The following is a 20,652-nucleotide window of genomic DNA, read 5'->3' on the forward strand; positions in this document are numbered from 1 at the left end:
TCTGCCCCTTCCTAAAAATAGATGTCGGCCGCGGGAATGCTCACGCGGCCCTTGGCAGTGTTTAGGACAAGGTTGCCGCTGCCGTCCACCGTTTCAAAGGTGCCTTCGGTCTCGGAACTGGCGGTGCGGGCGGTGATCACCTCTCCCAGTTTCGCCGCCCGCTCCAGCCAGGCGGTGCGGATCGGCTCGAATCCATAGGTGGTGAACTGCTGCTCATGGCGGGCAAAGGCTTCTGCAACGGCCTCCAGGAACTCCTCAGGGGTGACCTGCACCCCGGTTTCCGACAGCAGCGACACCGGCCAGACGGCACCGGGTTCCAGCCATTCCTTCATCGGGGTTTCCACCAGGTTGACGCCAATGCCGACATACAGGTGGTTGACCCCCTGCCCGTTTCCCGCACTTTCCAGCAGAATGCCTGCCAGCTTGCCGCCCTTCAGAAGCACGTCATTGGGCCATTTCAGCGACAGCCCCTCGCTGCGTCCGGTGACCGCGACACAAGCGTCATAGACCGCCAGCGCCGCCACGAAGCTGCGCAGCGCTGCCTGATCCGGGGCGCCTTGGGGGCGCATCACCAGGGTGGCGGCGAAATTCCCCTTGGGGTCTTTCCAGTCGCGGCCGCGGCGTCCCCGTCCTTGGGTTTGCCGCAGCGCCAGGATCCACTCGGGGCCTGCCAGTTCCCCGGCAATGCGGGCGGCCTCGTTCAGGGTGCTGTCGACCTCGGCAAGCACCCGTTTTCCATATCCTGCTGGCCAGCTCATACGCGCTCCTTAAATGCCGAAAGGCCCGGTCACAAGACCGGGCCTTGTCAGCCTGCCTGAAAAGCAGATCAATTTACAAGGGTTGCTGCGGCAGCAGCTGCTGCGCCATCGATGCCGAACTGGTAAACCACGCCCACCAGCATCAGCGCAGCAGAGGCCATCAGCGCCACGCCCAGGATCGGTGATCCCTGCGCCTCGACGTCGTCCTCGCCGGTACCGAAGTACATGTAGAAGACGATGCGGATGTAGTAGAACGCACCGATCACCGAAGCCACAGCAGAGGCAATGACCAGCCCCATAAGGCCGGCGTCGACACCCGCCTGCCAGACGCCCAGCTTGGCAAAGAAGCCCAGCATCGGCGGCACCCCGGCCAGCGAGAACATCAGGATCAGCACCGCCAGCGCCTTGCCCGGCTCGCGTGCGGCGAACTGGTTCAGCGCCATGATATCAGTCACAGGCTTGCCGTCTTTCTCCAGCATCAGGATGAAAGAGAACGTACCGATGTTCATGGTGACGTAGATCGCCAGATACACCAGCATCGCAGTGACGCCCTGTTCGGTGCCCGCTGCCAGGCCGATCATCGCATAGCCCATATGGGCAATCGACGAAAAGGCCATCAGGCGCTTGATGTCGCGCTGGCCGATGGCGGCAATGGCGCCAAGGAACATCGACAGCACCGACAGCACCACGATGATCTGCTGCCAGTCGGCGATGGCACCGCCGAAGGCATCATGCAGCACCCGGGCAAACAGGCCCATCGCCGCAACCTTGGGCGCGGTGGCAAAGAAGGCGGTGACCGGGGTCGGCGCGCCCTCATAGACGTCCGGGGTCCACATGTGGAAAGGCACCGCGGAGACCTTGAAGGCGAGCCCCGAGATCATGAACACCAGGCCGAACAGCATGCCAATGGACATATGGCCCTGCTCGGCGACTTGGATGATGCCCGCGAACTGGGTGGTGCCGGCAAAGCCGTAAACCAGCGAGGCGCCGTACAGCAGCAGGCCCGAGGATAGGGCGCCCAGCACAAAGTACTTGAGCCCCGCTTCGGTCGACTTGACGCTGTCGCGGCGCATGGCGGCCACGACGTAGAGCGACAGAGACTGAAGCTCCAGCCCCATATAGAGCGACATCAGGTCGCCGGCGGAGACCATCATCATCATGCCAACAGCGGCCAGCGCCACCAGGACCGGGTATTCGAACCGCAGGATGCCGCGGCGCGCCATGTATTCCCGGCCGATCAGCAGCACGGCAGCCGCGCCCAGCAGCAGCGCCACCTTGGCAAAGCGGGCAAAGCCGTCGTTAACGAACATGCCGTTGAAAGCAGTCTGGGTGGTGGCCGGGCTGGCCGCGATCCAGAAGGCCACCGCCGCCAGCAGCGCCGCGGTGGTCCAGACCATCGGGGAGGCCAGCTTGTCCTTGCTGGTGTAGACCGCACCCAAAAGCGCGCCCATCGCGTAGACTGCCAGAACGATCTCTGGCAGGATTACAGTAAGATCAGCTTGGATCATCTGCCTGATGCTCCCTTAATGCGAAGCAATCTGGGTGGCTGCCGAGGTGTCGGCCGCTGCCAGAGACTGGTTGAAGTTTGCAATCAGCGCCTCGGTCGAGGGCGCGATGACGTCGGTGACCAGGGACGGATAGACCCCCAGCAGCAGGGTCATGACAACCAGCGGCGCAAAGACAAAGCGTTCGCGGGCGGACATGTCGCGGATGCCGGCCAGGCTGCCCTTGATCAGATCGCCGAACACCACCCGGCGGTAGAGCCACAGCGCATAGCCAGCCGAGAAGATCACCCCGGTTGCCGCCACTGCGGTCACCCAGGTGTTTTTCTGGAAGGCGCCCATCAGGGTCAGGAATTCACCGACAAAGCCAGAGGTGCCCGGCAGGCCGACGTTGCCCATGGTGAAGAACATGAACACCAGAGCGTAGGCCGGCATCCGGATCACCAGACCGCCATAGGCGTCGATGTCGCGGGTGTGCATACGGTCATAGATCACCCCGACGCAAAGAAAGAGCGCGGCGGAGATGAAGCCGTGGCTCAGCATCTGGAAGATGGCGCCGTCGATGCCCTGCTGGTTGGCGGCAAAGATCCCCATGGTAACGAACCCCATGTGCGCAACCGAGGAATAGGCGATCAGCTTTTTCATGTCTTCCTGCACCATTGCCACCAGCGAGGTGTAGACCACCGCGATGGCCGACATCCACAAGACCACATCGGTCATCACATCCGCGCCGACCGGGAACATCGGCAGCGAAAACCGCAGAAATCCATAGCCGCCCATTTTCAGCAGGATCGCCGCCAGCACCACAGAACCGGCAGTCGGCGCCTGCACATGCGCATCCGGCAGCCAGGTGTGCACCGGCCACATCGGCATCTTCACCGCGAAGGAGGCAAAGAAGGCCAGGAACATCAGCGTCTGGGCGCCGCCCACAATGTGGATGCCCAGCACGTCAAAGGACGCCGCCGAGAAGCTGTGGGTCAGCAGGGATTCGATATCGGTGGTGCCGGCATCCACATACATGAACACCATCGCCACCAGCATCAGCACCGAGCCGAAGAAGGTGTAGAGGAAGAACTTGAAGGAGGCGTAGATCCGCTCCTTGCCGCCCCAGATCCCGATGATCAGGAACATCGGGATAAGACCCGCCTCGAAGAACAGGTAGAACAGCACCAGATCCAGCGCCATGAAGACGCCCAGCATCAGGGTCTCCAAGAGCAGGAAAGCGATCATGTATTCCTTGACCCGGTCGGTGACGCTCCAGCTGGCCAGAATGGTCAGCGGCATGATGAAGGTGGTCAGCATTACAAACAGCACCGAGATGCCGTCGACCCCCATCTTGTACTTGAAGCCGAAGATCCACTCGGCCTCTTCCACAAACTGAAAGCCGGTGTTGGCGGCGTCGAACTCGAAATAGATGCCAAGGCTCACCAGAAAGGTGATCGTTGTGGCAAACAGCGCAACATATTTGGCGTTGCGCTGCGCCGCCTTATCCTCACCGCGCAGGAACAGGGCCAGGATGGCCGCCGCAAGCGCCGGGATGAAGGTGACAATAGAAAGGAGATTGTCCATCAGTGCGTTCCTCCGCCGATCGACATCCAGGTGACCAGAGCTGCGATGCCCAGCACCATCCAGAAGGCATAAGTGAAGATGTAACCGGACTGTGCGCGTCCAGCGAGACGGGTGAAGAAGGGAACAACCCCCATCGCCAGACCGTTCAGGAAGCCGTCGATGGTGCCACCGTCGCCGCGTCTCCACAAGAAACGGCCCAGGGCCAGGGCGGGTTTGACGAAGATCACATTGTAGATCTCGTCAAAATACCACTTGTTCAGGAGAAACAGGTACAGCGGGCGCTGCTGCGCGGCCAGACGGCCCGGCAGCGACGGGGTCCAGATGTAGAACCACAGCGCCAGCACCAGGCCGCCCAGCATCGCGATGAAGGGGGACAGTTTCACCCATTTCGGCGCCGCGTGGGCTTCCTCCAGGATATGGTTGTCCTTGCCGATGTAGATCCCGCCCTCGCCCGGCTGGCCGGCAAACACGTAGTGGTGCTCATCTTCGGCCCCGGTTTCACCGTGGGCTGCCGCATCACCGTGTGCAGCGGCTTCACCGTGTGCAGCGTCGTCAGCCAGCGCAGCTTCCGCGCCGTGACCGGCGGCGTCGCCATGTGCCGTGGCGGAGGCTTCCGCCACCGGGATGCCGTAGAACTTGCCGACCTGATCAGCGTGGCCGAAAAAGCTGCTGTACCAGATCATGCCTGCGGTAACTGAACCCACCGCCAGCACGCCCAGCGGCACCAGCATGGTCCAGGGGCTTTCATGTGCATGGCTGTGGGTGTGCTTGTCGCCGCGGGCCTCGCCGTAGAACGTCATGAACATCAGGCGCCAGGAATAGAACGAGGTCATGAAGGCCGCGATCACCAGCGCCCAAAAGCCGAACATCGAGCCGCCGGCATAGGCGCTTTCGATGATGGCGTCCTTGGAGACGAAACCGGCAAAGCCCACCCAGCCGCTCAGCGGAATGCCGACGCCGGTGATGGCCAGGGTGCCGATCATCATCGCGGCAAAGGTATAGGGGATCTTCTTGCGCAGGGCGCCATAGTTGCGCATGTCCTGCTCGTGGTGCATCGCGTGGATCACCGACCCGGCACCCAGGAACAGCATCGCCTTGAAGAAGGCGTGGGTGAACAGGTGGAACATCGCTGCCGAATACATGCCCACGCCCGCAGCCACGAACATGTAGCCCAGCTGCGAACAGGTCGAATAGGCGATCACCCGCTTGATGTCGTTTTGCACCAGGCCCACGGTTGCCGCAAAGAATGCCGTCGCGGCGCCGATCACGGTGATGAAGGCCGCAGCCTCGGGCGCAAACTCCATCAGCGGCGACATCCGGCAGACCAGGAACACACCTGCGGTCACCATGGTTGCGGCATGGATCAGCGCCGACACCGGGGTCGGGCCTTCCATTGCGTCCGGCAGCCAGGTGTGCAGCAGCAGCTGCGCCGATTTGCCCATCGCACCGACAAACAGCAGGAAGGCAATCAGGTTGGCCGCATTCCATTCGCTCCACAGGAAGGAGACCTGGGTTTCCGCCAGCGTGGGCGCCGCGGCAAAGATGTCGGCGAGGTTGATGCTGTCGGTCAAGAAGAACAGGCCGAAAATCCCCAGCGCAAAGCCAAAGTCACCAACCCGGTTGACGATAAAGGCCTTCATCGCCGCCGCATTTGCGCTTGGCTTGCGGTAGTAGAAGCCGATCAGCAGATAAGACGCCACGCCGACGCCTTCCCAGCCGAAGAACATCTGCACCAGATTGTCAGAGGTCACCAGCATCAGCATCGCGAAGGTGAAGAACGACAGATACGCAAAGAAGCGCGGCTTGTAGCTTTCACCTTCTTTCCACTGCGGGTCGTGGTCCATGTAGCCGAAGGAATAGAGATGCACGAGGCTGGACACGGTGGTGATCACGATCAGCATGATCGCGGTCAGCCGGTCCAGCCGGATTGCCCAGGAGGTCGACAGCGAGCCGCTTTCGATCCAGCGGAAGATTTCGATGTTCTGGGTCACCCCGTCGAACGACAGGAAGATGATCCAGCTGAGCAGGGCCGCCAGGAACAACAGCGCCGTGGCGGTCACCGTGGCGGCTTTTTCACCGATGAATTTCCAGCCGAAGCCGCAGATGATGGCCCCCGCCAGCGGGGCAAAGAGGAGGATGGTTTCCATGATTCTTCAGCCCTTCATCACGTTGACGTCTTCGACGGCGATACTGCCGCGGTTGCGGAAGAAGCAGACCAGGATCGCCAGGCCGATGGCGGCCTCGGCGGCAGCCACGGTCAGCACGAACAGGGTAAAGACCTGCCCCACCAGATCGCCCAGGAAGGACGAGAAGGCGACCAGGTTGATGTTCACCGCCAGCAGCATCAGTTCGATGCTCATCAACAGGATGATCACGTTCTTGCGGTTCAGGAAGAGCCCGAAGATGCCGATGACGAACAGCGTCGCCGCGACGGTCAGATAATGTTCAAGTCCGATCATGCTCAAAGCCCCTGCCCCGGTTTCACGTCCTTCAGCTCCATCGCAACGGCCGGGTCGCGCATCATCTGGGCGACCACGTTCTGGCGCTTGACGTCGGTGCGGTGGCGCAGGGTCAGCACAATGGCACCGATCATCGCCACCAGCAGGATCAGGCCTGACAGCTGGAACAAAAGAAAATATTGGTCATAGATGATGAGGCCCAGGGCCTCGGTGTTGTGGCGGTCGGCGGGCACCGGGTTGGCCAGCAGCTCAGGCGCCTTATGCGCGGTTTCCCAGACGCCGAAGGCCATCACGAACTGCATCAGGATCACCAGGCCGATCAGCAGCGCCAGCGGCAGGTACCGCGCCATCTCGGCCTTGAGCGCGGCAAAGTCCACATCCAGCATCATCACCACGAACAGGAACAGCACCGCAACGGCCCCCACGTAGACAATGATCAGCAGCATGGCGACAAATTCCGCCCCCAAGAGCACAAACAGCCCGGCCGAGGAGATAAAGGCCAGGATCAGCCACAGCACCGAATGGACCGGCTGTCGGCTGATCACGGTGAACAGCCCGCCGGTGATGGCGCTGACGGCGAAGAGGTAGAAGGCAAAAACGCTCATGTCTCATCGTCCTTGTTGTCGTCCATGACTCCCTGCGCCAGATCCAGCGCCCGGTTCATGGCCGGAATGCCGGCAAAGACCGACATCTGTCCGATCGTTTCCACGATCTCTTGTTTCTTTGCCCCCGCTGCCAGAGCGTGGCGCACGGTCTGGCGCACGGCTGAATCCGCCTGCGCGCCTTGCATCGTGAGCCCGGCCAGGGTCAGCAGCAGCCGGGTCTTGGCATCCAGCCCGTCCTTGTTGACGGTGTTGCCGAACATCATTTCCATGACCTCTTTGGGCATGGTGGGCCACAGCGCCTCGAACTCCTTGAACGCCTCAGAGGGCGAGAAATTCTCCAGCGCCGGATTGAACGCCTTGGCCATCTCCTGCGCCTGGGTCTGCATCTGTTCCATCATGGCTTCAAACGGATTGGGCGGCTGTTTGGTCATGTCGTCTCCTCCGGCCAAGAAATTTCAGTGAAATTCTTGGCAAAAGTTATCTGAAAATTTTTGCACGCGTCCGTCATCGGTACGGTGCGTCGATTTCCAGGTTGCGGGCAATCTCGGCTTCCCAGCGGTCGCCGTTGGCCAGCAGCTTGTCCTTGTCATAGAACAGCTCTTCCCGGGTCTCGGTGGCAAACTCGAAGTTCGGCCCCTCGACAATTGCATCCACCGGGCAGGCTTCCTGGCAGAAGCCGCAGTAGATGCATTTGGTCATGTCGATGTCATAACGCGTTGTGCGGCGGCTGCCGTCCTCGCGCGGTTCCGCGTCGATGGTGATCGCCTGCGCCGGGCAGACCGCCTCGCAGAGTTTACAAGCAATGCAGCGCTCCTCGCCGTTCGGGTAGCGGCGCAGCGCGTGCTCACCGCGGAAGCGGGGCGACAGCGGGCCCTTTTCGTGCGGGTAGTTCAAGGTGGCCTTGGGGGCAAAGAAATACTTCAGCCCCAGTTTGAAGCCGACCCAGAAATCCTGCAGCAGGAAGTATTTGGCGGCGCGGGTGTAGTCGATTTGAGTCATTGCTGCACCTCAAAATTGATTTGTATGCCCAGCTCGGAAGCCGCCCTCGCTGCCAATTGCGTCCGCTTGGCAAAGGGTGCAGCCGTTTCGAACTCCTTCCAAAGGTCAAGGCTGGCGTCAGTAAAGCCCGCCGCATCCCCTTCGAAACAATTCAAAAGCAAACCAGAGAGGTAATAGGTCTCAAGCCAATACTCCCGCTCTTTGGGCAGTCCGGTTCTGCACTGATCAGTCCCCGAAAGCTGGCATCCCGCTTGGGAAAACAGCGCCACGGTGAACATGAGCCGCCCATCGAACTGCCGCAGATCGGAACCGCTGGCAAGGCCTTTACTCTTGCCCCAAGCTTTGACCAAACTCGGATCCATCTCGGTCAATTTGTCGGACATCGAGTTACATGTAAGTTCGCCGGCCCAAACCGGCCCGATTTGCGAAACGACCGCCAGAATGGCGAAAAGTGTTTTCTTCACCATTAGCCTCCCACGGTCCAGCGGGCGAAGATGCCCCAGAACCAGTCGAATTTTGCAGCAAAGGACACGAAGACCACCCAGGCCAGCGAGAACGGCAGGAATACTTTCCAGCCCAGGCGCATCAGCTGGTCATACCGGTAGCGCGGGGTGATTGCCTTGACCATTGCGAAGAGGAAGAAGAAGAACGCCATCTTGCCGACCATCCACAACACGCCATCGGGCAGGCCCGGGATCGGGGACAGCCAGCCGCCGAAGAACAACAGCGACGTCAGCGCGCACATCAGGAAGATGGCAATGTATTCACCGGCCATGAACAACAGGAACGGGGTTGCCGAATATTCCACCTGGTAGCCCGCGACCAGCTCCGATTCCGCTTCCGGCAGATCGAACGGCGGGCGGTTGGTTTCTGCCAGCGCCGAGATGAAGAACAGGAACACCATCGGGAAATGCGGGATCCAGTACCAGTTCAACAGCCCCAGGTCGCCATCCTGCGCCCGTACGATGTCGCCAAAGTTCATCGATCCGGTAGAGATGATAATGCCGATGATGATCAGGCCCAGCGACACTTCGTAGGAAATCATCTGCGCCGCCGAGCGCAAGCTGCCGAGGAACGGGTATTTCGAGTTCGACGCCCAGCCGCCCATGATGACGCCGTAGACCTCAAGCGAGGAGACCGCGAAGACGTAAAGGATGGCGACGTTGATGTCGCTGAGCACCCAGCCGTCGTTAAAGGGGATCACCGCCCAGGCGATCATCGCCAGCACAAAGGATGTCAGCGGTGCCAGGATGAACACGGCGCGGTCGGAACCGGCCGGGATCACCACTTCCTTGACCACGTATTTCAGCGCGTCAGCCACCGATTGCAGCAGGCCGAAGACACCCACCACATTGGGCCCCCGGCGCATCTGGACCGCGGCCCAGATCTTGCGGTCCCCGTAGACGAGGAACAGGAGCGAGATCATCACAAAGGCAACAACTGCAAGCACTTGCGCCAGGATCAGAACAGCGATGCCGCCTGGAGTGTTAAAGAAATCAGCCATAGGTCCTCACACCGTGGGTATTCCGTTCGCCGCGCAATCGGCAACCACGACTTCGGCGTCGATGGTGCGCAGCCCGCGCGGCAGAGAGGGCGAAATCAGATAGACCGCATCGGCGGTCCGGCTGCTCCCTGCCTGTTTCATTGTTGTGCGCACATGGCGCGCAAATCCGTATCCCCGGATCAGCGCGTATTGCGCGGCGGCACATTCCGCATAGTTATCCAGGTCTTCCTGCACGGCAGTTCCGCGTATGGAGACGTGAAATTGCACCAGATTGCCCTCCAGCAGGCTGGTTTCCACCCCTTCATACACAGGGGCAGGCCGCGCACCATCGCTGCCGGGCGCCATTGCGCAGGCGGCCAGCAGCAGCGGTGTTATGAGGGCAAGGCGGATCATTCGGCGGCCATTGCCCCGGTTTCGCGGGCTTTGACGCCGGCCGACAATTCCGCCATCAGCTTCGAGGCGCGGGCAATCGGGTTGGTCAGATAGAAGTCCTTGATTGCCGGCAGGAAATCGGCGCTGCCAAGCTTGTCCTGTTCCAGCGGCTCGCCTTCCTTCCCGGCCACTTCGTCGATTTGCGCCAGATGCGGGACTTCTGCGAGCAAAGCCTGGCGCAGCTGGGCAAGCGAGTCGTAAGGCAGCTTGGTGTCCGCCTCGGCGCTCAGCGCGCGCAGGATTGCCCAGTTTTCCTTGGCCTCGCCCGGCGCAAAGCTCGCACGCATGGCCAACTGCGGACGGCCTTCGGTGTTCACGAACAAACCGTTTTCTTCGGTATAGGCTGCGCCCGGCAGAATCACGTCGGCGCGGTGCGCGCCGCGATCGCCGTGGGACCCCTGGTAGATCACAAAGGCGCCTGCGCCGATCTCCACCTCATCAGCCCCGAGGTTGTAGATCACCTCAGCCCCGTCGATGGCCGCTTCGATGCCGCCTTCGGTCACAGCGCCGACGTCCATTGCGCCCACACGGGAGGCGGCAGTGTGCAGCACCAACAGCTTGGAACCGGAAAGTTCCGCCATCTTCTGGGCCGCGGCCATGACTGCCAGGCCGTCCGCCTCGCGCAGGGCGCCCTGCCCCACAATGATGACGGTCTTCTTGTTGTCGCGGGTTTCTTCCGGGACACCCTTGCCGATCATGTCGCTGAGAGCATCGCGGCCGGTGCCGGCGTGGTAATATTCGTATGTCAGATCGGCCGCGGGGCCGATCAGGGCCACCTCGGCGCCATTCGCCCATGCCTTGCGGATGCGGGCGTTCAGCACCGGCGCTTCGTCACGCGGGTTGGTGCCGATCAGCAGGATCATCTCAGCCTCATCGAGATCCGCGATGGTTGCGGTGCCGGCATAGCCTGCGCGGTCGTTGATCGGCAGGCGGGCATTGTCGGTGCGGCATTCCACCTTGCCGCCCAGTCCTTCGACCAGCTGCTTCAGCGCAAAGGCAGCCTCGACCGGGGCCAGATCGCCGATCAGGCCCGCAACCTTCTTGCCCTTCATCGCCGCGGCCGCGGCGGCCAGCGCCTCGGGCCAGGTGGCGGGCTTCAGCTTGCCATCGACGCGCACATAGGGCCGGTCCAGACGCTGGCGGCGCAGCCCGTCCCAGACAAAGCGGGTCTTGTCGCTGATCCATTCCTCGTTCACGCCGTCGTGGTTGCGTGGCAAAATGCGCATCACTTCGCGGCCCTTGGTATCCACCCGGATGTTTGACCCCAGCGCGTCCATCACGTCGATGGTTTCGGTCTTGGTCAGCTCCCACGGACGGGCGGTGAAGGCGTAAGGCTTGGAGGTCAGAGCCCCGACCGGGCAGAGGTCGATGATATTGCCCTGCAGGTTCGATTGCAGCGTCTGGTTCAGATAGGAGGTGATCTCCGCATCCTCGCCGCGCCCCGTTTGACCCATCTGGTGGATGCCGGCGACTTCGGTGGTGAAGCGCACGCAGCGGGTGCAGCTGATGCAGCGGGTCATGGTGGTGTCCACCAGCGGGCCGAGGTCCAGATCGTCCACCGCGCGCTTGGCTTCCTTGAAGCGGCTGCCCGACAGGCCATAGGCCATCGCCTGGTCCTGCAGGTCGCATTCGCCGCCCTGGTCGCAGATCGGGCAATCCAGCGGGTGGTTGATCAGCATGAATTCCATCACGCCTTCGCGGGCCTTCTTGACCATCGGAGAGTTGGTTTTCACTTGCGGCGCCTGGCCTTCGGGACCGGGGCGCAGATCGCGTACCTGCATGGCGCAGGAGGCCGCGGGCTTGGGCGGGCCGCCGACAACCTCGACAAGGCACATACGGCAGTTGCCGGCAATCGACAGGCGCTCGTGATAGCAAAAGCGCGGGATCTCGACACCGGCCTCTTCACAGGCCTGGATCAGGGTCATCGCCCCTTCCACCTCGATCTCGGTTCCGTCAATGTTGATCTTGCGGAGGTCAGACATGGTCTATTTCGCCCTCAGTAACACGCCGATCGCGCTGTTCTTTTCGATTTCCGCGCGGCCATAGGCGCAGAAGGTTTCCGGTTGTTCGTAAGAAACGCCGTTTTGCGCCAGCAACTGCTCGCCCTTGGCGCGCATGCGGGCCTTTTCGGCGTCCGAGCCGATGTAGGCGCGGATTTCCCTGTCCGAGTACCCCAGCTCATTCGCCCGCGCTTTGAGCCGGCGCAACTCGCCCATTCCCTTGAAATACCGCGGCGCAAGGCGGTCGCAGTGGTCGGAGACTTCCTTGGCCACGGCCACTGCAAACAGCGGGTTTTCGATTTCGGCAACATCGCGCAGCGACGGTTTGGCCAGTGCCGAGACCGGCAGGGCAGCAAAGACAGACAGGGCAGCAGCAATCAGGGCGCGCATGGCGGAGAACTCCTTCAGTTTGAAGCCCCCACTGCGCAGGCGCGCGGCACTGCTATTCAATAGCAGCCGGGCCGGACAGCCCTGATATGCCGGAAATCCGCTCACGGGGTGCAGGTTCCCCGGAATGCGGCCTGACCGCCGGTCAGTGTCAGCTGCACATCCAGGTCGGACGGGTCCACCACCCAATCGATCTCGGAGGAGCCGTAGTTCACAACGCAATAGGTGGTCCCGGCGTGGGCCGCAGCCTTACGCGCCCCTGTGACCGAGCGGTCCGCGCCCTTGATTTCGATGGAGAAATCTGCGCGGTTCACCTTCTTGTCCACCGGCTTGGCCTTGGCCTTGAACGGGACGCCGTCATACAGTTCGCGGTTCTTGTTGGTGGTCGAGGACCCGCAGGCCGAGACCAGCGCCGCAACGGCCAAACAGGCCGCCGGCAGGGTCAGCCGGTATGTCTTTAGAATGCTCAAAATACTGCCGCCAAAGTCAAGATTGCCAGGCCGCCCATACAGGACCAGCCGGTCACGTAGAAAATTGTGCGCAGGCCGCCGTGCGGCTTGCCGCTGCCGTTCAGGTGGATGAGAACCATGATCACCCGCGTGACCAGCACCAGTGACGCAAGCAGGTTCACCCAGAACGGCGCCGCCCCCGCGAGGATCGCAGCGATGGTCACGGTCAGGAAGGCCGGCAGGGTTTCGCAGCCGTTCAGATAGGCCCGGTTCAGACGGTAAGCCTTTTCGGCATAATCCTCCCGCGGTGTCGCACCGGGTGCGAGGCCTGCCTTTTGCTTGGCCAGCGCCGAAAACGGCGACAGCGCCAGGATGATCAGGGTAAAGATCACCAGCGCGGCCAGGGCGTGGGAATATGCGGCGAAGATTTCCATTGGTTACTCCGCTGCCATCGCGCCCATGCGGCCGGTCTGCTGCGCCTTGATGCGGTCTTCGATTTCCTCGCGGAAATTCTTGATCAGGCCCTGGATCGGCCAGGCCGCCGCGTCGCCAAGGGCACAGATAGTGTGGCCCTCGACCTGCTTGGTCACATCCCACAGCATGTCGATTTCCTCCAGCCCGGCCTCGCCCTTCACCAGACGCTCCATCACCCGCATCATCCAGCCGGTGCCTTCGCGGCAGGGGGTGCACTGGCCGCAGGACTCGTGCTTGTAGAACTTCGCCAGCCGCCAGATCGCCTTGATGATATCGGTCTGCTTGTCCATTACGATGACCGCCGCAGTGCCAAGGCCCGACCCCAGCTCGCCGCGCAGGTAGTCGAAGTCCATGATCGCGTCGCGCATGTTCTCGCCGCGCACGCAGGGCACCGAGGAGCCGCCGGGGATGACTGCCAGAAGGTTGTCCCAGCCGCCGCGGATGCCGCCGCAATGCTTTTCGATCAGCTCCTCAAAACCAATCGACATTGCCTCTTCCACCACACAGGGGTTGTTGACGTGGCCGGAGATTGCAAACAGCTTGGTGCCGGCGTTGTTCTGACGCCCGAAACCCGCGAACCAGTCGGCGCCGCGGCGCAGGATGGTCGGCACCACGGCGATGGATTCGACGTTGTTCACCGTGGTCGGGCAGCCGTAAAGCCCCGCGCCCGCCGGGAACGGCGGCTTCATCCGGGGCATGCCCTTCTTGCCCTCAAGGCTCTCGATCAGGGCCGTTTCCTCGCCGCAGATATAGGCCCCTGCCCCGTGATGCAGGAAAACATCGAAGTCCCAGCCGGAGCCGGCTGCATTGCGGCCCAGCAGGCCCTGGTCATAGGCTTCGTCGATCGCCGCCTGCAGCGTTTCCCGCTCACGGATGTATTCTCCGCGCAGGTAGATATAGCAGGTATGCGCATTCATCGCGAAACTGGCAATCAGCGCACCCTCGATCAGCGTATGCGGATCGTGGCGCATGATTTCCCGGTCCTTGCAGGTGCCGGGCTCGGATTCATCGGCGTTGATCACCAGATAGGCCGGGCGGCCGTCGCTTTCCTTGGGCATGAAGGACCACTTCAGGCCGGTCGGAAAACCCGCACCGCCGCGGCCGCGCAGGCCGGAGTCTTTCATCGTCTGAACGATCCAGTCACGGCCCTTTTCCAGGATGCCCGCGGTGCCGTCCCAATGGCCGCGCGCCTTGGCGCCCGCCAGCGAGCGGTCGTGCATCCCGTAAAGGTTGGTAAAGATCCGGTCCTGATCCTTCAGCATGTGTGCCTACCTTTGGTTTTCTTCTTCATTGGCCCGACGCATGCGCCAGAGTTGAAATATGTTGACCAGGGCATAGATCATGCCCGCCAGCGCAGCGAAGTCGAACAGCAGCGCATAGCGCCCCGGCAGCCCCAGCATGGGGCCGATGAACAGCGACACCGCCATCCACAGCAAAATAGTCCCGGCAATCACAAGCGCGATATGCCGGCCCTTTGCGGCGATAGCCTGGTCCTGTTCCTTGCTCATCTGTTCCCCATCACCCGGGTGCGGCCCTGCAGGCTGCGTCCCGATCAGTCGTCTTTGCCGTCGTAGATGTGCTCTTCTTTGGCACGTTTGGCGAACTCTGTCTCGTCACCCACCTGCAGACGCTTGGCCTGTTCGATCCAGCCGTCCCGTTCGATCCGGCCCTTGAACGTGAGCCGCGAATCCACCCAGGCCACTTCAGCTTCACCCCAGTCCGCAATCTGATCGAAGTGGAAGAAACCAAGCTCGTTTAGCTGCGCTTCCAGCTTGGGACCAACGCCCTTGAGCAGCTTCAGATCGTCCGGCAGGCCGCCGCGGGCCTCTTTCAGGACTTCCGGCTGGGCTTCATCGGCCTGGCTGTCAGCCGTGGCTTTGGCAGCCGCCCCTTCCGGAGAGGAGGGCTCAGCAACGGCCGATTTTTTCGGGGCCGCCTTGGCTGCTTCTTCAGCCTGCTTCGCCGCAGGCTTGGGGGCTTCCGGTGCCTTGGGCGGCGCCTCCGCCGCGGCACGGCCTGCAACAACGCCGTCCTTGCCAACCCATGGGGTCAGCAGCGGCACCTCATCCCCCTGGATGCGCATGACGCCGTCCTTGATGTCCGTCGCCAGCTGGACGCTTGCATTATACCGGGTCCTGCCGCTGTCGAAATCAGTCAGCGAGGTGAGGCCCGATGCCGGCTCAGCGGCGTAACGCCCGTTCTGCGGGCCCGGCGTCACCTCCCTGCCCGCGGCCAGATCGTCGAGCAGCTTGGAGAAGCTTTCAACTGTCAGATCCTCGTAGTAGTCCTTGCCGATCTGCGCCATCGGGGCGTTGGTGCAGGCGCCCAGGCATTCGACCTCTTCCCAGGTGAACTTACCATCCGCCGACAGGGTATGCGGTTTTGCGGCGATTTTTTCCTTGCAGACCGCAACCAGGTCTTCGGCCCCGCAGATCATGCAGGAGGTGGTGCCGCAGATCTGAATATTGGCAACGGAACCGGTCGGTTGCATCTGGAACATAAAGTAGAAAGACGTGACTTCCAGCACCCGGATATAGGCCATGCCAAGCATGTCGGCGATGGTTTCGATTGCAGGTTTGGTGACCCAGCCTTCCTGCTCCTGCGCGCGCCACAACAGCGGAATGACCGCCGAGGCCTGACGGCCCTCAGGGTATTTTGTGATCTGCGCTTCCGCCCAGGCCAAATTGGCCGGGGTGAAGGCAAAGCTGTCGGGTTGTTCGTGGTGGAGACGGCGCAGCATCAGATCACCTTTTGGTGGGTGTTGCCCGCGCGGATGCCTCCGGCGGGAGTGTTTTTGAAAAGATGAAACAGGGCAGGCAGGCTCACCGGTCGATCTCCCCGAACACGACGTCCATAGTGCCGATGATGGCGGCGACGTCAGCCAGCTGGTGGCCCCTGGCGACGTGGTCCATCGCCTGCAGGTGCAGAAAGCCCGGCGCGCGGATCTTGGAGCGGTAGGGCTTGTTGGTGCCATCCGCCACCAGATAGACGCCGAACTCGCCCTTGGGCGCCTCGACGGCGGCGTAGACTTCGCCTGCGGGGACGTGGAAGCCTTCGGTGTACAGCTTGAAATGGTGGATCAGGCTTTCCATCGAGGTCTTCATGTCACCGCGTTTGGGCGGGCTCAGCTTGCCGCGGGCGATCACGTCGCCGGTGGCCTCGCGCAGCTTGGCAATCGCCTGGCGGATGATCGAGGTCGACTGGCGCATCTCTTCCATCCGGCACAGATAGCGGTCGTAGCAGTCGCCGTTCTTGCCCACCGGGACCAGGAACTCAAACTCGTCATAGCATTCATAGGGCTGCGCCCGGCGCAGATCCCAGGCAAGGCCGGAGCCGCGCACCATGACGCCGGAGAAACCGTATTGCTGGATTTCTTCCTCTGTCACCACACCGATGTCGCAGTTGCGCTGCTTGAAGATGCGGTTTTCGGTCAGGAGGCCGTCGATGTCGTCCAGCACCTTGGGGAATTCCAGCGCCCAAAGGTCGATGTCATCGAGCAGGTCGTCCGGCAGATCCTGATGCACGCCGCCGGGACGGAAATAGGCCGCATGCAGGCGGGCGCCGCAGGCCCGCTCATAGAACACCATCAGCTTTTCACGCTCTTCAAAGCCCCACAGCGGCGGGGTCAGCGCACCGACGTCCATTGCCTGGGTGGTGACGTTCAGAAGGTGATTCAAGACCCGGCCGATTTCCGAGTAGAGGACCCGGATCAGCTGGCCGCGGCGGGGAACCTCGACGCCGGTCAGCTTTTCGATCGCCAGGCACCATGCATGTTCCTGGTTCATCGGCGCCACATAGTCGAGGCGGTCGAAATACGGCAGATTCTGCAGGTAGGTGCGGCTTTCCATCAGCTTTTCGGTGCCGCGGTGCAGCAGGCCGATATGCGGGTCGCAACGCTCGACGATCTCGCCGTCGAGCTCCAGCACCAAACGCAAAACCCCATGCGCCGCAGGGTGCTGCGGGCCGAAGTTGATGTTGAAATTGCGGATCTTCTGCTCGCCGCTCAGCGCGTCGACGCTGCCGTCGTCAAATTTGGAGCCGTCCATCATTGCGCCCCCTCCTTCTCGTCGCCCGGCAGGATGTATTCAGCACCTTCCCACGGCGACATGAAATCAAACTGCCGGTATTCCTGCACCAGATTTACCGGCTCATAGACCACGCGCTTCTGCGCCTCGTCATAGCGGACCTCGGTATAGCCGGTGGTCGGGAAATCCTTGCGCAGCGGGTAGCCGCGGAAACCGTAGTCGGTCAGGATCCGGCGCAGGTCCGGGTGGCCCGAAAACAGGATGCCGAACATGTCGTAGACTTCCCGCTCGAACCAGTTGGCCGACGGGTGCACGTTCACGATCGAGGGCACAAGTTCCTCCTCGCGCACCGCGGTGCGCAGGCGGATGCGCTGGTTCCGGTACATCGACAGGAAATGATAGACGACATCAAAGCGCTTGGCCCGGTCCGGGTAGTCAACCGCAGTGATGTCCACCAGGGTCGAGAACTTGCAATTCTGGTCCGATTTCAGAAACTCCACCAGACCGGCAATATTGGAAGGCGTCACATCGATGTTCAGTTCGCCAAAGGAAATATCCCAGGCGACAACGCAATCGGGGCGTTTGGCTTCGATCTGCGCGCCGAGTTCCTTCAGTGCTTCAGTCATCTGCTCTCTCCCGCCTTAGCGTACAAGGGTGCCGGTGCGGCGGATCTTGCGCTGCAACTGCATCAAGCCGTACAGCAGCGCCTCGGCCGTCGGCGGGCAGCCGGGCACATAGACGTCCACCGGCACGACCCGGTCACAGCCGCGCACCACGGAATAGCTGTAGTGGTAATAGCCGCCGCCATTGGCGCAGGATCCCATCGAGATCACATAGCGCGGCTCGGGCATCTGGTCGTAGACCTTGCGCAGGGCCGGCGCCATTTTGTTGGTCAGGGTGCCCGCCACGATCATCACATCCGACTGGCGCGGCGAGGCGCGCGGCGCGATGCCGAAACGCTCGGCATCGTAGCGCGGCATCGAAGTGTGCATCATTTCGACCGCGCAGCAGGCCAGGCCGAATGTCATCCAATGCAGCGAACCGGTACGGGCCCAGTTGATGATGTCTTCTGCCGAGGTGAGCAGAAACCCCTTGTCCTGAAGCTCGGCATTGAGGGCCTGGGTGGCAACTTCCTTGTCCACACCGGCGGTGTTGGCTCCGGTCATCACTGCCATTCCAGCGCCCCTTTCTTCCATTCATAGGCAAAGCCGATGGTCAGCACGCCCAGGAACACCATCATCGACCAGAACCCTGTGTCGCTGATGTCCTTGAAACCGACGGCCCAGGGAAACAAAAAGGCGATTTCCAGGTCGAAAATGATGAAGAGAATCGACACCAGATAGAACCGGACATCGAATTTCATACGGGCATCATCAAAGGCATTGAAACCGCACTCATAGGCGCTGACCTTTTCCGGGTCCGGGTTGCGGACTGCCAGCACAACGGCTGCAAGGATAAGGACAATGCCCAAACCTGCCGCAACGGCCAGGAAAACCAGGATCGGCAGGTATTCCCTCAACATCTCTTCCAAGAGCAGCTCCTTTTCCCGGCGGTTTCCCGCGCGACGTCAATTGGCGTGTTGATTTGCCCTGTGCATACCCCTCCGCCCCCACAGCGTCAACTAAAGCAAAGTTAATCTACAAGGGTTTGTGACAGGAAACGGCACCGCCGCGGCACGCGCGTAATTCCTTAGTTGTTTCATAAGGAAAACGGCCGCGGAGGAAACCGCGGCCGCAGCCAAAAGATGCATCATTTTTGCCGGTTTTTCAGCCCTGCCAGACGGGTTTGCGCTTTTCAAAAAATGCGCTGATGCCCTCCTGCGCCTCGTCGCCTTCCCAGCGCGCAATGAGCGCCTTGATTGTATGATCAATCACAGCGTCATCGAGTTGCGGCCCCAGATCACGGGCGAGCTTTTTGGCGGCGGCGACGGCGCCGGGCGCACAGTTCAGATAGGGTGCGACCTCCGCTTCGACCGCCTCCGCCAGCTGGTCTGCGGGCACGGCTTTCGCCAGCAGCCCCAGCTCCACCGCCTCAGCAGCGCCGAACAGACGGGCCGACATGAACACGCGCCGCGCTTTGGCTTCGCCCATGCGGGCAATGACATAAGGGCCGATGGTGGCGGGAATCAGTCCCAGCCTGGTCTCGGTCAGCCCCATCTTCAAGTGATCCGCGCCGATGGCAACGTCGCAAACCGAGGCCATTCCGACACCGCCGCCAAAGGCATTGCCCTGCACCGCGCCGATCACCGGTTTGGCCAGGGTATTGAGCGCCATCAGCATCTCTGCCAGCACCCGCGCCTCGCGGCCGCGGGTTTCGGCATCCGCATCCATCTGCGCCCGCATCCAGCCCAGATCGCCGCCGGCGCAGAAACTCTTGCCGGCACCGGTCAGCACCACCACACGGACGGTCGCGTCCTCGTTCAGCCGCCGGGCCGCCAGAATCAGCTCCTGCAGCATCTGTCCGGACATCGCATTGTGCTTATCAGGACGGTTCAGGCTCAGGGTGCAGACGCCACGGGCGTCGGTGTTCAGGGTGATCGTTTCGAACATCTTGCTTCTCCGCTGGAATTTCACTGCCGGCTGCGCATTGACCGGGCCATAAGTGCGGCCTCTGCCAGCACATCCGCGTCCAGACCGGTGTCATAGCCAAGGTCTGTCAAACGCCTGTGAACTGCCTCAGTGGCGACATTGCCCGCGGCGCCCGGCGCATATGGGCAGCCGCCCAATCCGCCAACAGCGGCATCGAAAACCCGCACGCCCTGATCCAGCGATGCCTCGATATTGTCGAGCGCCCGGCCGGAGGTGTCGTGATAATGGCCCGCCAAATTCTCTGCAGGCACCCGTGCTGAGACAGCTTTCAGCATCGCCGTAATCGCGTCCGGCGTGCCCTGCCCGATGGTATCCCCCAGCGAGATCTCATAGCAGCCCAAGGCAAACAGGCGCTCAGCCACTTCGGCAACTTTCTGCGGTGCGGTGACCCCGTCAAAGGGGCAATCGGTCACACAGGAAACATAGCCGCGCACCGGCAGGCCGATTTCCTTTGCGGCCTCCAGAATGGGCAGAAAGCGCGTGATGCTTTCCTTGATTGTTGCGTTGATGTTGGCCTTGGAAAACCCCTCAGAGGCCGAGGCGAACACTGCAATCTCGTCCGCCTTGGCAGCAACGGCATCCTGGTAACCGCGCATGTTGGGCGTCAAAGCTGCATACCGCACGCCGGGCGCGCGGGCGATGCCTGCCAGCACCTCGGCGCTTCCCGCCATCTGCGGCACCCATTTCGGCGACACAAAGCTGGCCACCTCAATCCGCGAAAACCCAGCCCGGCTCAGGCAATCGGCCAGCGCCACCTTCTCCGCCACCGGGATTTCGCGCTTCTCGTTCTGCAGCCCGTCCCGCGGACCAACCTCAAATATCTCGGCACGCTCAGCCATTGCCGGGCCTCCTGCTTCTTTCTGGTCCCAAGTACTCAAATTCCAACAGCTGCCGCGCGCGC

24 protein-coding genes are annotated in these 20,652 nt (G+C 61.9%); all 24 read right to left on the reverse strand.

Features of this window, described 5'->3' with window-relative positions; all coding sequences use genetic code 11:
* Positions 1–11: 11 nt before the first annotated feature.
* Positions 12–758 (reverse strand): biotin--[acetyl-CoA-carboxylase] ligase, encoded by a 747-nt coding sequence (locus AC0KW6_RS04205; protein WP_323778740.1) that lies wholly within the window; start codon positions 756–758, stop codon positions 12–14.
* A gap of 68 nt (positions 759–826) precedes the next feature.
* Positions 827–2,266, reverse strand: a complete 1,440-nt coding sequence (gene nuoN, locus AC0KW6_RS04210) for an NADH-quinone oxidoreductase subunit NuoN (protein WP_474034170.1) — start codon at positions 2,264–2,266, stop codon at positions 827–829.
* Between the two features lie 15 nt (positions 2,267–2,281).
* On the reverse strand, positions 2,282–3,829 hold the full coding sequence (locus AC0KW6_RS04215) for an NADH-quinone oxidoreductase subunit M (RefSeq protein ID WP_323778736.1): 1,548 nt from the start codon (positions 3,827–3,829) through the stop codon (positions 2,282–2,284).
* The gene (nuoL, locus tag AC0KW6_RS04220) at positions 3,829–5,976 is read right to left on the reverse strand and encodes an NADH-quinone oxidoreductase subunit L (protein ID WP_474034171.1); all 2,148 of its coding nucleotides are present in this window, start codon (positions 5,974–5,976) and stop codon (positions 3,829–3,831) included. The genes AC0KW6_RS04215 and nuoL overlap by 1 nt, the downstream gene beginning before the upstream one ends.
* A gap of 6 nt (positions 5,977–5,982) precedes the next feature.
* Positions 5,983–6,288 (reverse strand): NADH-quinone oxidoreductase subunit NuoK, encoded by a 306-nt coding sequence (nuoK, locus tag AC0KW6_RS04225; RefSeq protein WP_024090650.1) that lies wholly within the window; start codon positions 6,286–6,288, stop codon positions 5,983–5,985.
* Positions 6,289–6,290: 2 nt separating this feature from the next.
* Positions 6,291–6,893 carry an NADH-quinone oxidoreductase subunit J gene (locus tag AC0KW6_RS04230; RefSeq protein ID WP_024090651.1) on the reverse strand — a complete coding sequence of 201 codons (603 nt, stop codon included), beginning with the start codon at positions 6,891–6,893 and terminating at the stop codon, positions 6,291–6,293.
* Positions 6,890–7,324, reverse strand: a complete 435-nt coding sequence (locus AC0KW6_RS04235) for a carboxymuconolactone decarboxylase family protein (protein ID WP_323778732.1) — start codon at positions 7,322–7,324, stop codon at positions 6,890–6,892. The genes AC0KW6_RS04230 and AC0KW6_RS04235 overlap by 4 nt, the downstream gene beginning before the upstream one ends.
* Before the next feature lie 73 nt (positions 7,325–7,397).
* A complete protein-coding gene (nuoI, locus tag AC0KW6_RS04240; RefSeq protein WP_024090654.1) occupies positions 7,398–7,892 on the reverse strand; it encodes an NADH-quinone oxidoreductase subunit NuoI in 495 nt (164 codons plus the stop codon).
* A complete protein-coding gene (locus AC0KW6_RS04245; protein WP_474034172.1) occupies positions 7,889–8,356 on the reverse strand; it encodes a hypothetical protein in 468 nt (155 codons plus the stop codon). The genes nuoI and AC0KW6_RS04245 overlap by 4 nt, the downstream gene beginning before the upstream one ends.
* 2 nt (positions 8,357–8,358) lie before the next feature.
* Positions 8,359–9,396 (reverse strand): NADH-quinone oxidoreductase subunit NuoH, encoded by a 1,038-nt coding sequence (nuoH, locus tag AC0KW6_RS04250; RefSeq protein WP_474034173.1) that lies wholly within the window; start codon positions 9,394–9,396, stop codon positions 8,359–8,361.
* Positions 9,397–9,402: 6 nt separating this feature from the next.
* Positions 9,403–9,789, reverse strand: coding sequence for a hypothetical protein (locus AC0KW6_RS04255; RefSeq protein WP_323778730.1), 387 nt, complete (start codon positions 9,787–9,789; stop codon positions 9,403–9,405).
* A complete protein-coding gene (gene nuoG, locus AC0KW6_RS04260) occupies positions 9,786–11,810 on the reverse strand; it encodes an NADH-quinone oxidoreductase subunit NuoG (protein ID WP_474034175.1) in 2,025 nt (674 codons plus the stop codon). Before nuoG ends, AC0KW6_RS04255 begins: the two co-directional genes overlap by 4 nt.
* A gap of 3 nt (positions 11,811–11,813) precedes the next feature.
* On the reverse strand, positions 11,814–12,218 hold the full coding sequence (locus AC0KW6_RS04265; RefSeq protein ID WP_323778725.1) for a DUF5333 domain-containing protein: 405 nt from the start codon (positions 12,216–12,218) through the stop codon (positions 11,814–11,816).
* A 101-nt stretch (positions 12,219–12,319) separates the two neighbouring features.
* Positions 12,320–12,685, reverse strand: a complete 366-nt coding sequence (locus tag AC0KW6_RS04270; protein ID WP_474034176.1) for a hypothetical protein — start codon at positions 12,683–12,685, stop codon at positions 12,320–12,322.
* Positions 12,682–13,098: an MAPEG family protein gene (locus AC0KW6_RS04275; protein ID WP_474034177.1), complete on the reverse strand. Its 417-nt coding sequence runs from the start codon at positions 13,096–13,098 to the stop codon at positions 12,682–12,684. The genes AC0KW6_RS04270 and AC0KW6_RS04275 overlap by 4 nt, the downstream gene beginning before the upstream one ends.
* 3 nt (positions 13,099–13,101) lie before the next feature.
* Positions 13,102–14,400 (reverse strand): NADH-quinone oxidoreductase subunit NuoF, encoded by a 1,299-nt coding sequence (gene nuoF, locus AC0KW6_RS04280; protein ID WP_323778719.1) that lies wholly within the window; start codon positions 14,398–14,400, stop codon positions 13,102–13,104.
* A 6-nt stretch (positions 14,401–14,406) separates the two neighbouring features.
* Positions 14,407–14,646 carry a DUF5337 domain-containing protein gene (locus AC0KW6_RS04285; RefSeq protein WP_024090663.1) on the reverse strand — a complete coding sequence of 80 codons (240 nt, stop codon included), beginning with the start codon at positions 14,644–14,646 and terminating at the stop codon, positions 14,407–14,409.
* A 44-nt stretch (positions 14,647–14,690) separates the two neighbouring features.
* Positions 14,691–15,878 carry an NADH-quinone oxidoreductase subunit E gene (locus AC0KW6_RS04290; protein WP_323778716.1) on the reverse strand — a complete coding sequence of 396 codons (1,188 nt, stop codon included), beginning with the start codon at positions 15,876–15,878 and terminating at the stop codon, positions 14,691–14,693.
* Positions 15,879–15,960: 82 nt separating this feature from the next.
* Positions 15,961–17,184 carry an NADH-quinone oxidoreductase subunit D gene (locus AC0KW6_RS04295; protein WP_474034218.1) on the reverse strand — a complete coding sequence of 408 codons (1,224 nt, stop codon included), beginning with the start codon at positions 17,182–17,184 and terminating at the stop codon, positions 15,961–15,963.
* Positions 17,184–17,789, reverse strand: coding sequence for an NADH-quinone oxidoreductase subunit C (locus AC0KW6_RS04300; protein ID WP_323782492.1), 606 nt, complete (start codon positions 17,787–17,789; stop codon positions 17,184–17,186). Before AC0KW6_RS04300 ends, AC0KW6_RS04295 begins: the two co-directional genes overlap by 1 nt.
* Positions 17,790–17,804: 15 nt before the next feature.
* Positions 17,805–18,338, reverse strand: coding sequence for a NuoB/complex I 20 kDa subunit family protein (locus tag AC0KW6_RS04305; RefSeq protein ID WP_323782489.1), 534 nt, complete (start codon positions 18,336–18,338; stop codon positions 17,805–17,807).
* Positions 18,329–18,694: an NADH-quinone oxidoreductase subunit A gene (locus AC0KW6_RS04310; RefSeq protein WP_024090668.1), complete on the reverse strand. Its 366-nt coding sequence runs from the start codon at positions 18,692–18,694 to the stop codon at positions 18,329–18,331. The genes AC0KW6_RS04305 and AC0KW6_RS04310 overlap by 10 nt, the downstream gene beginning before the upstream one ends.
* A 235-nt stretch (positions 18,695–18,929) precedes the next feature.
* Positions 18,930–19,712, reverse strand: a complete 783-nt coding sequence (locus tag AC0KW6_RS04315; RefSeq protein WP_474034178.1) for a crotonase/enoyl-CoA hydratase family protein — start codon at positions 19,710–19,712, stop codon at positions 18,930–18,932.
* A 20-nt stretch (positions 19,713–19,732) separates the two neighbouring features.
* Complete coding sequence (locus AC0KW6_RS04320) at positions 19,733–20,590, reverse strand: hydroxymethylglutaryl-CoA lyase (RefSeq protein ID WP_323782478.1); 858 nt, start codon at positions 20,588–20,590, stop codon at positions 19,733–19,735.
* Positions 20,591–20,652: the final 62 nt, after the last annotated feature.

Source organism: Leisingera sp. SA215, assembly GCF_055902035.1.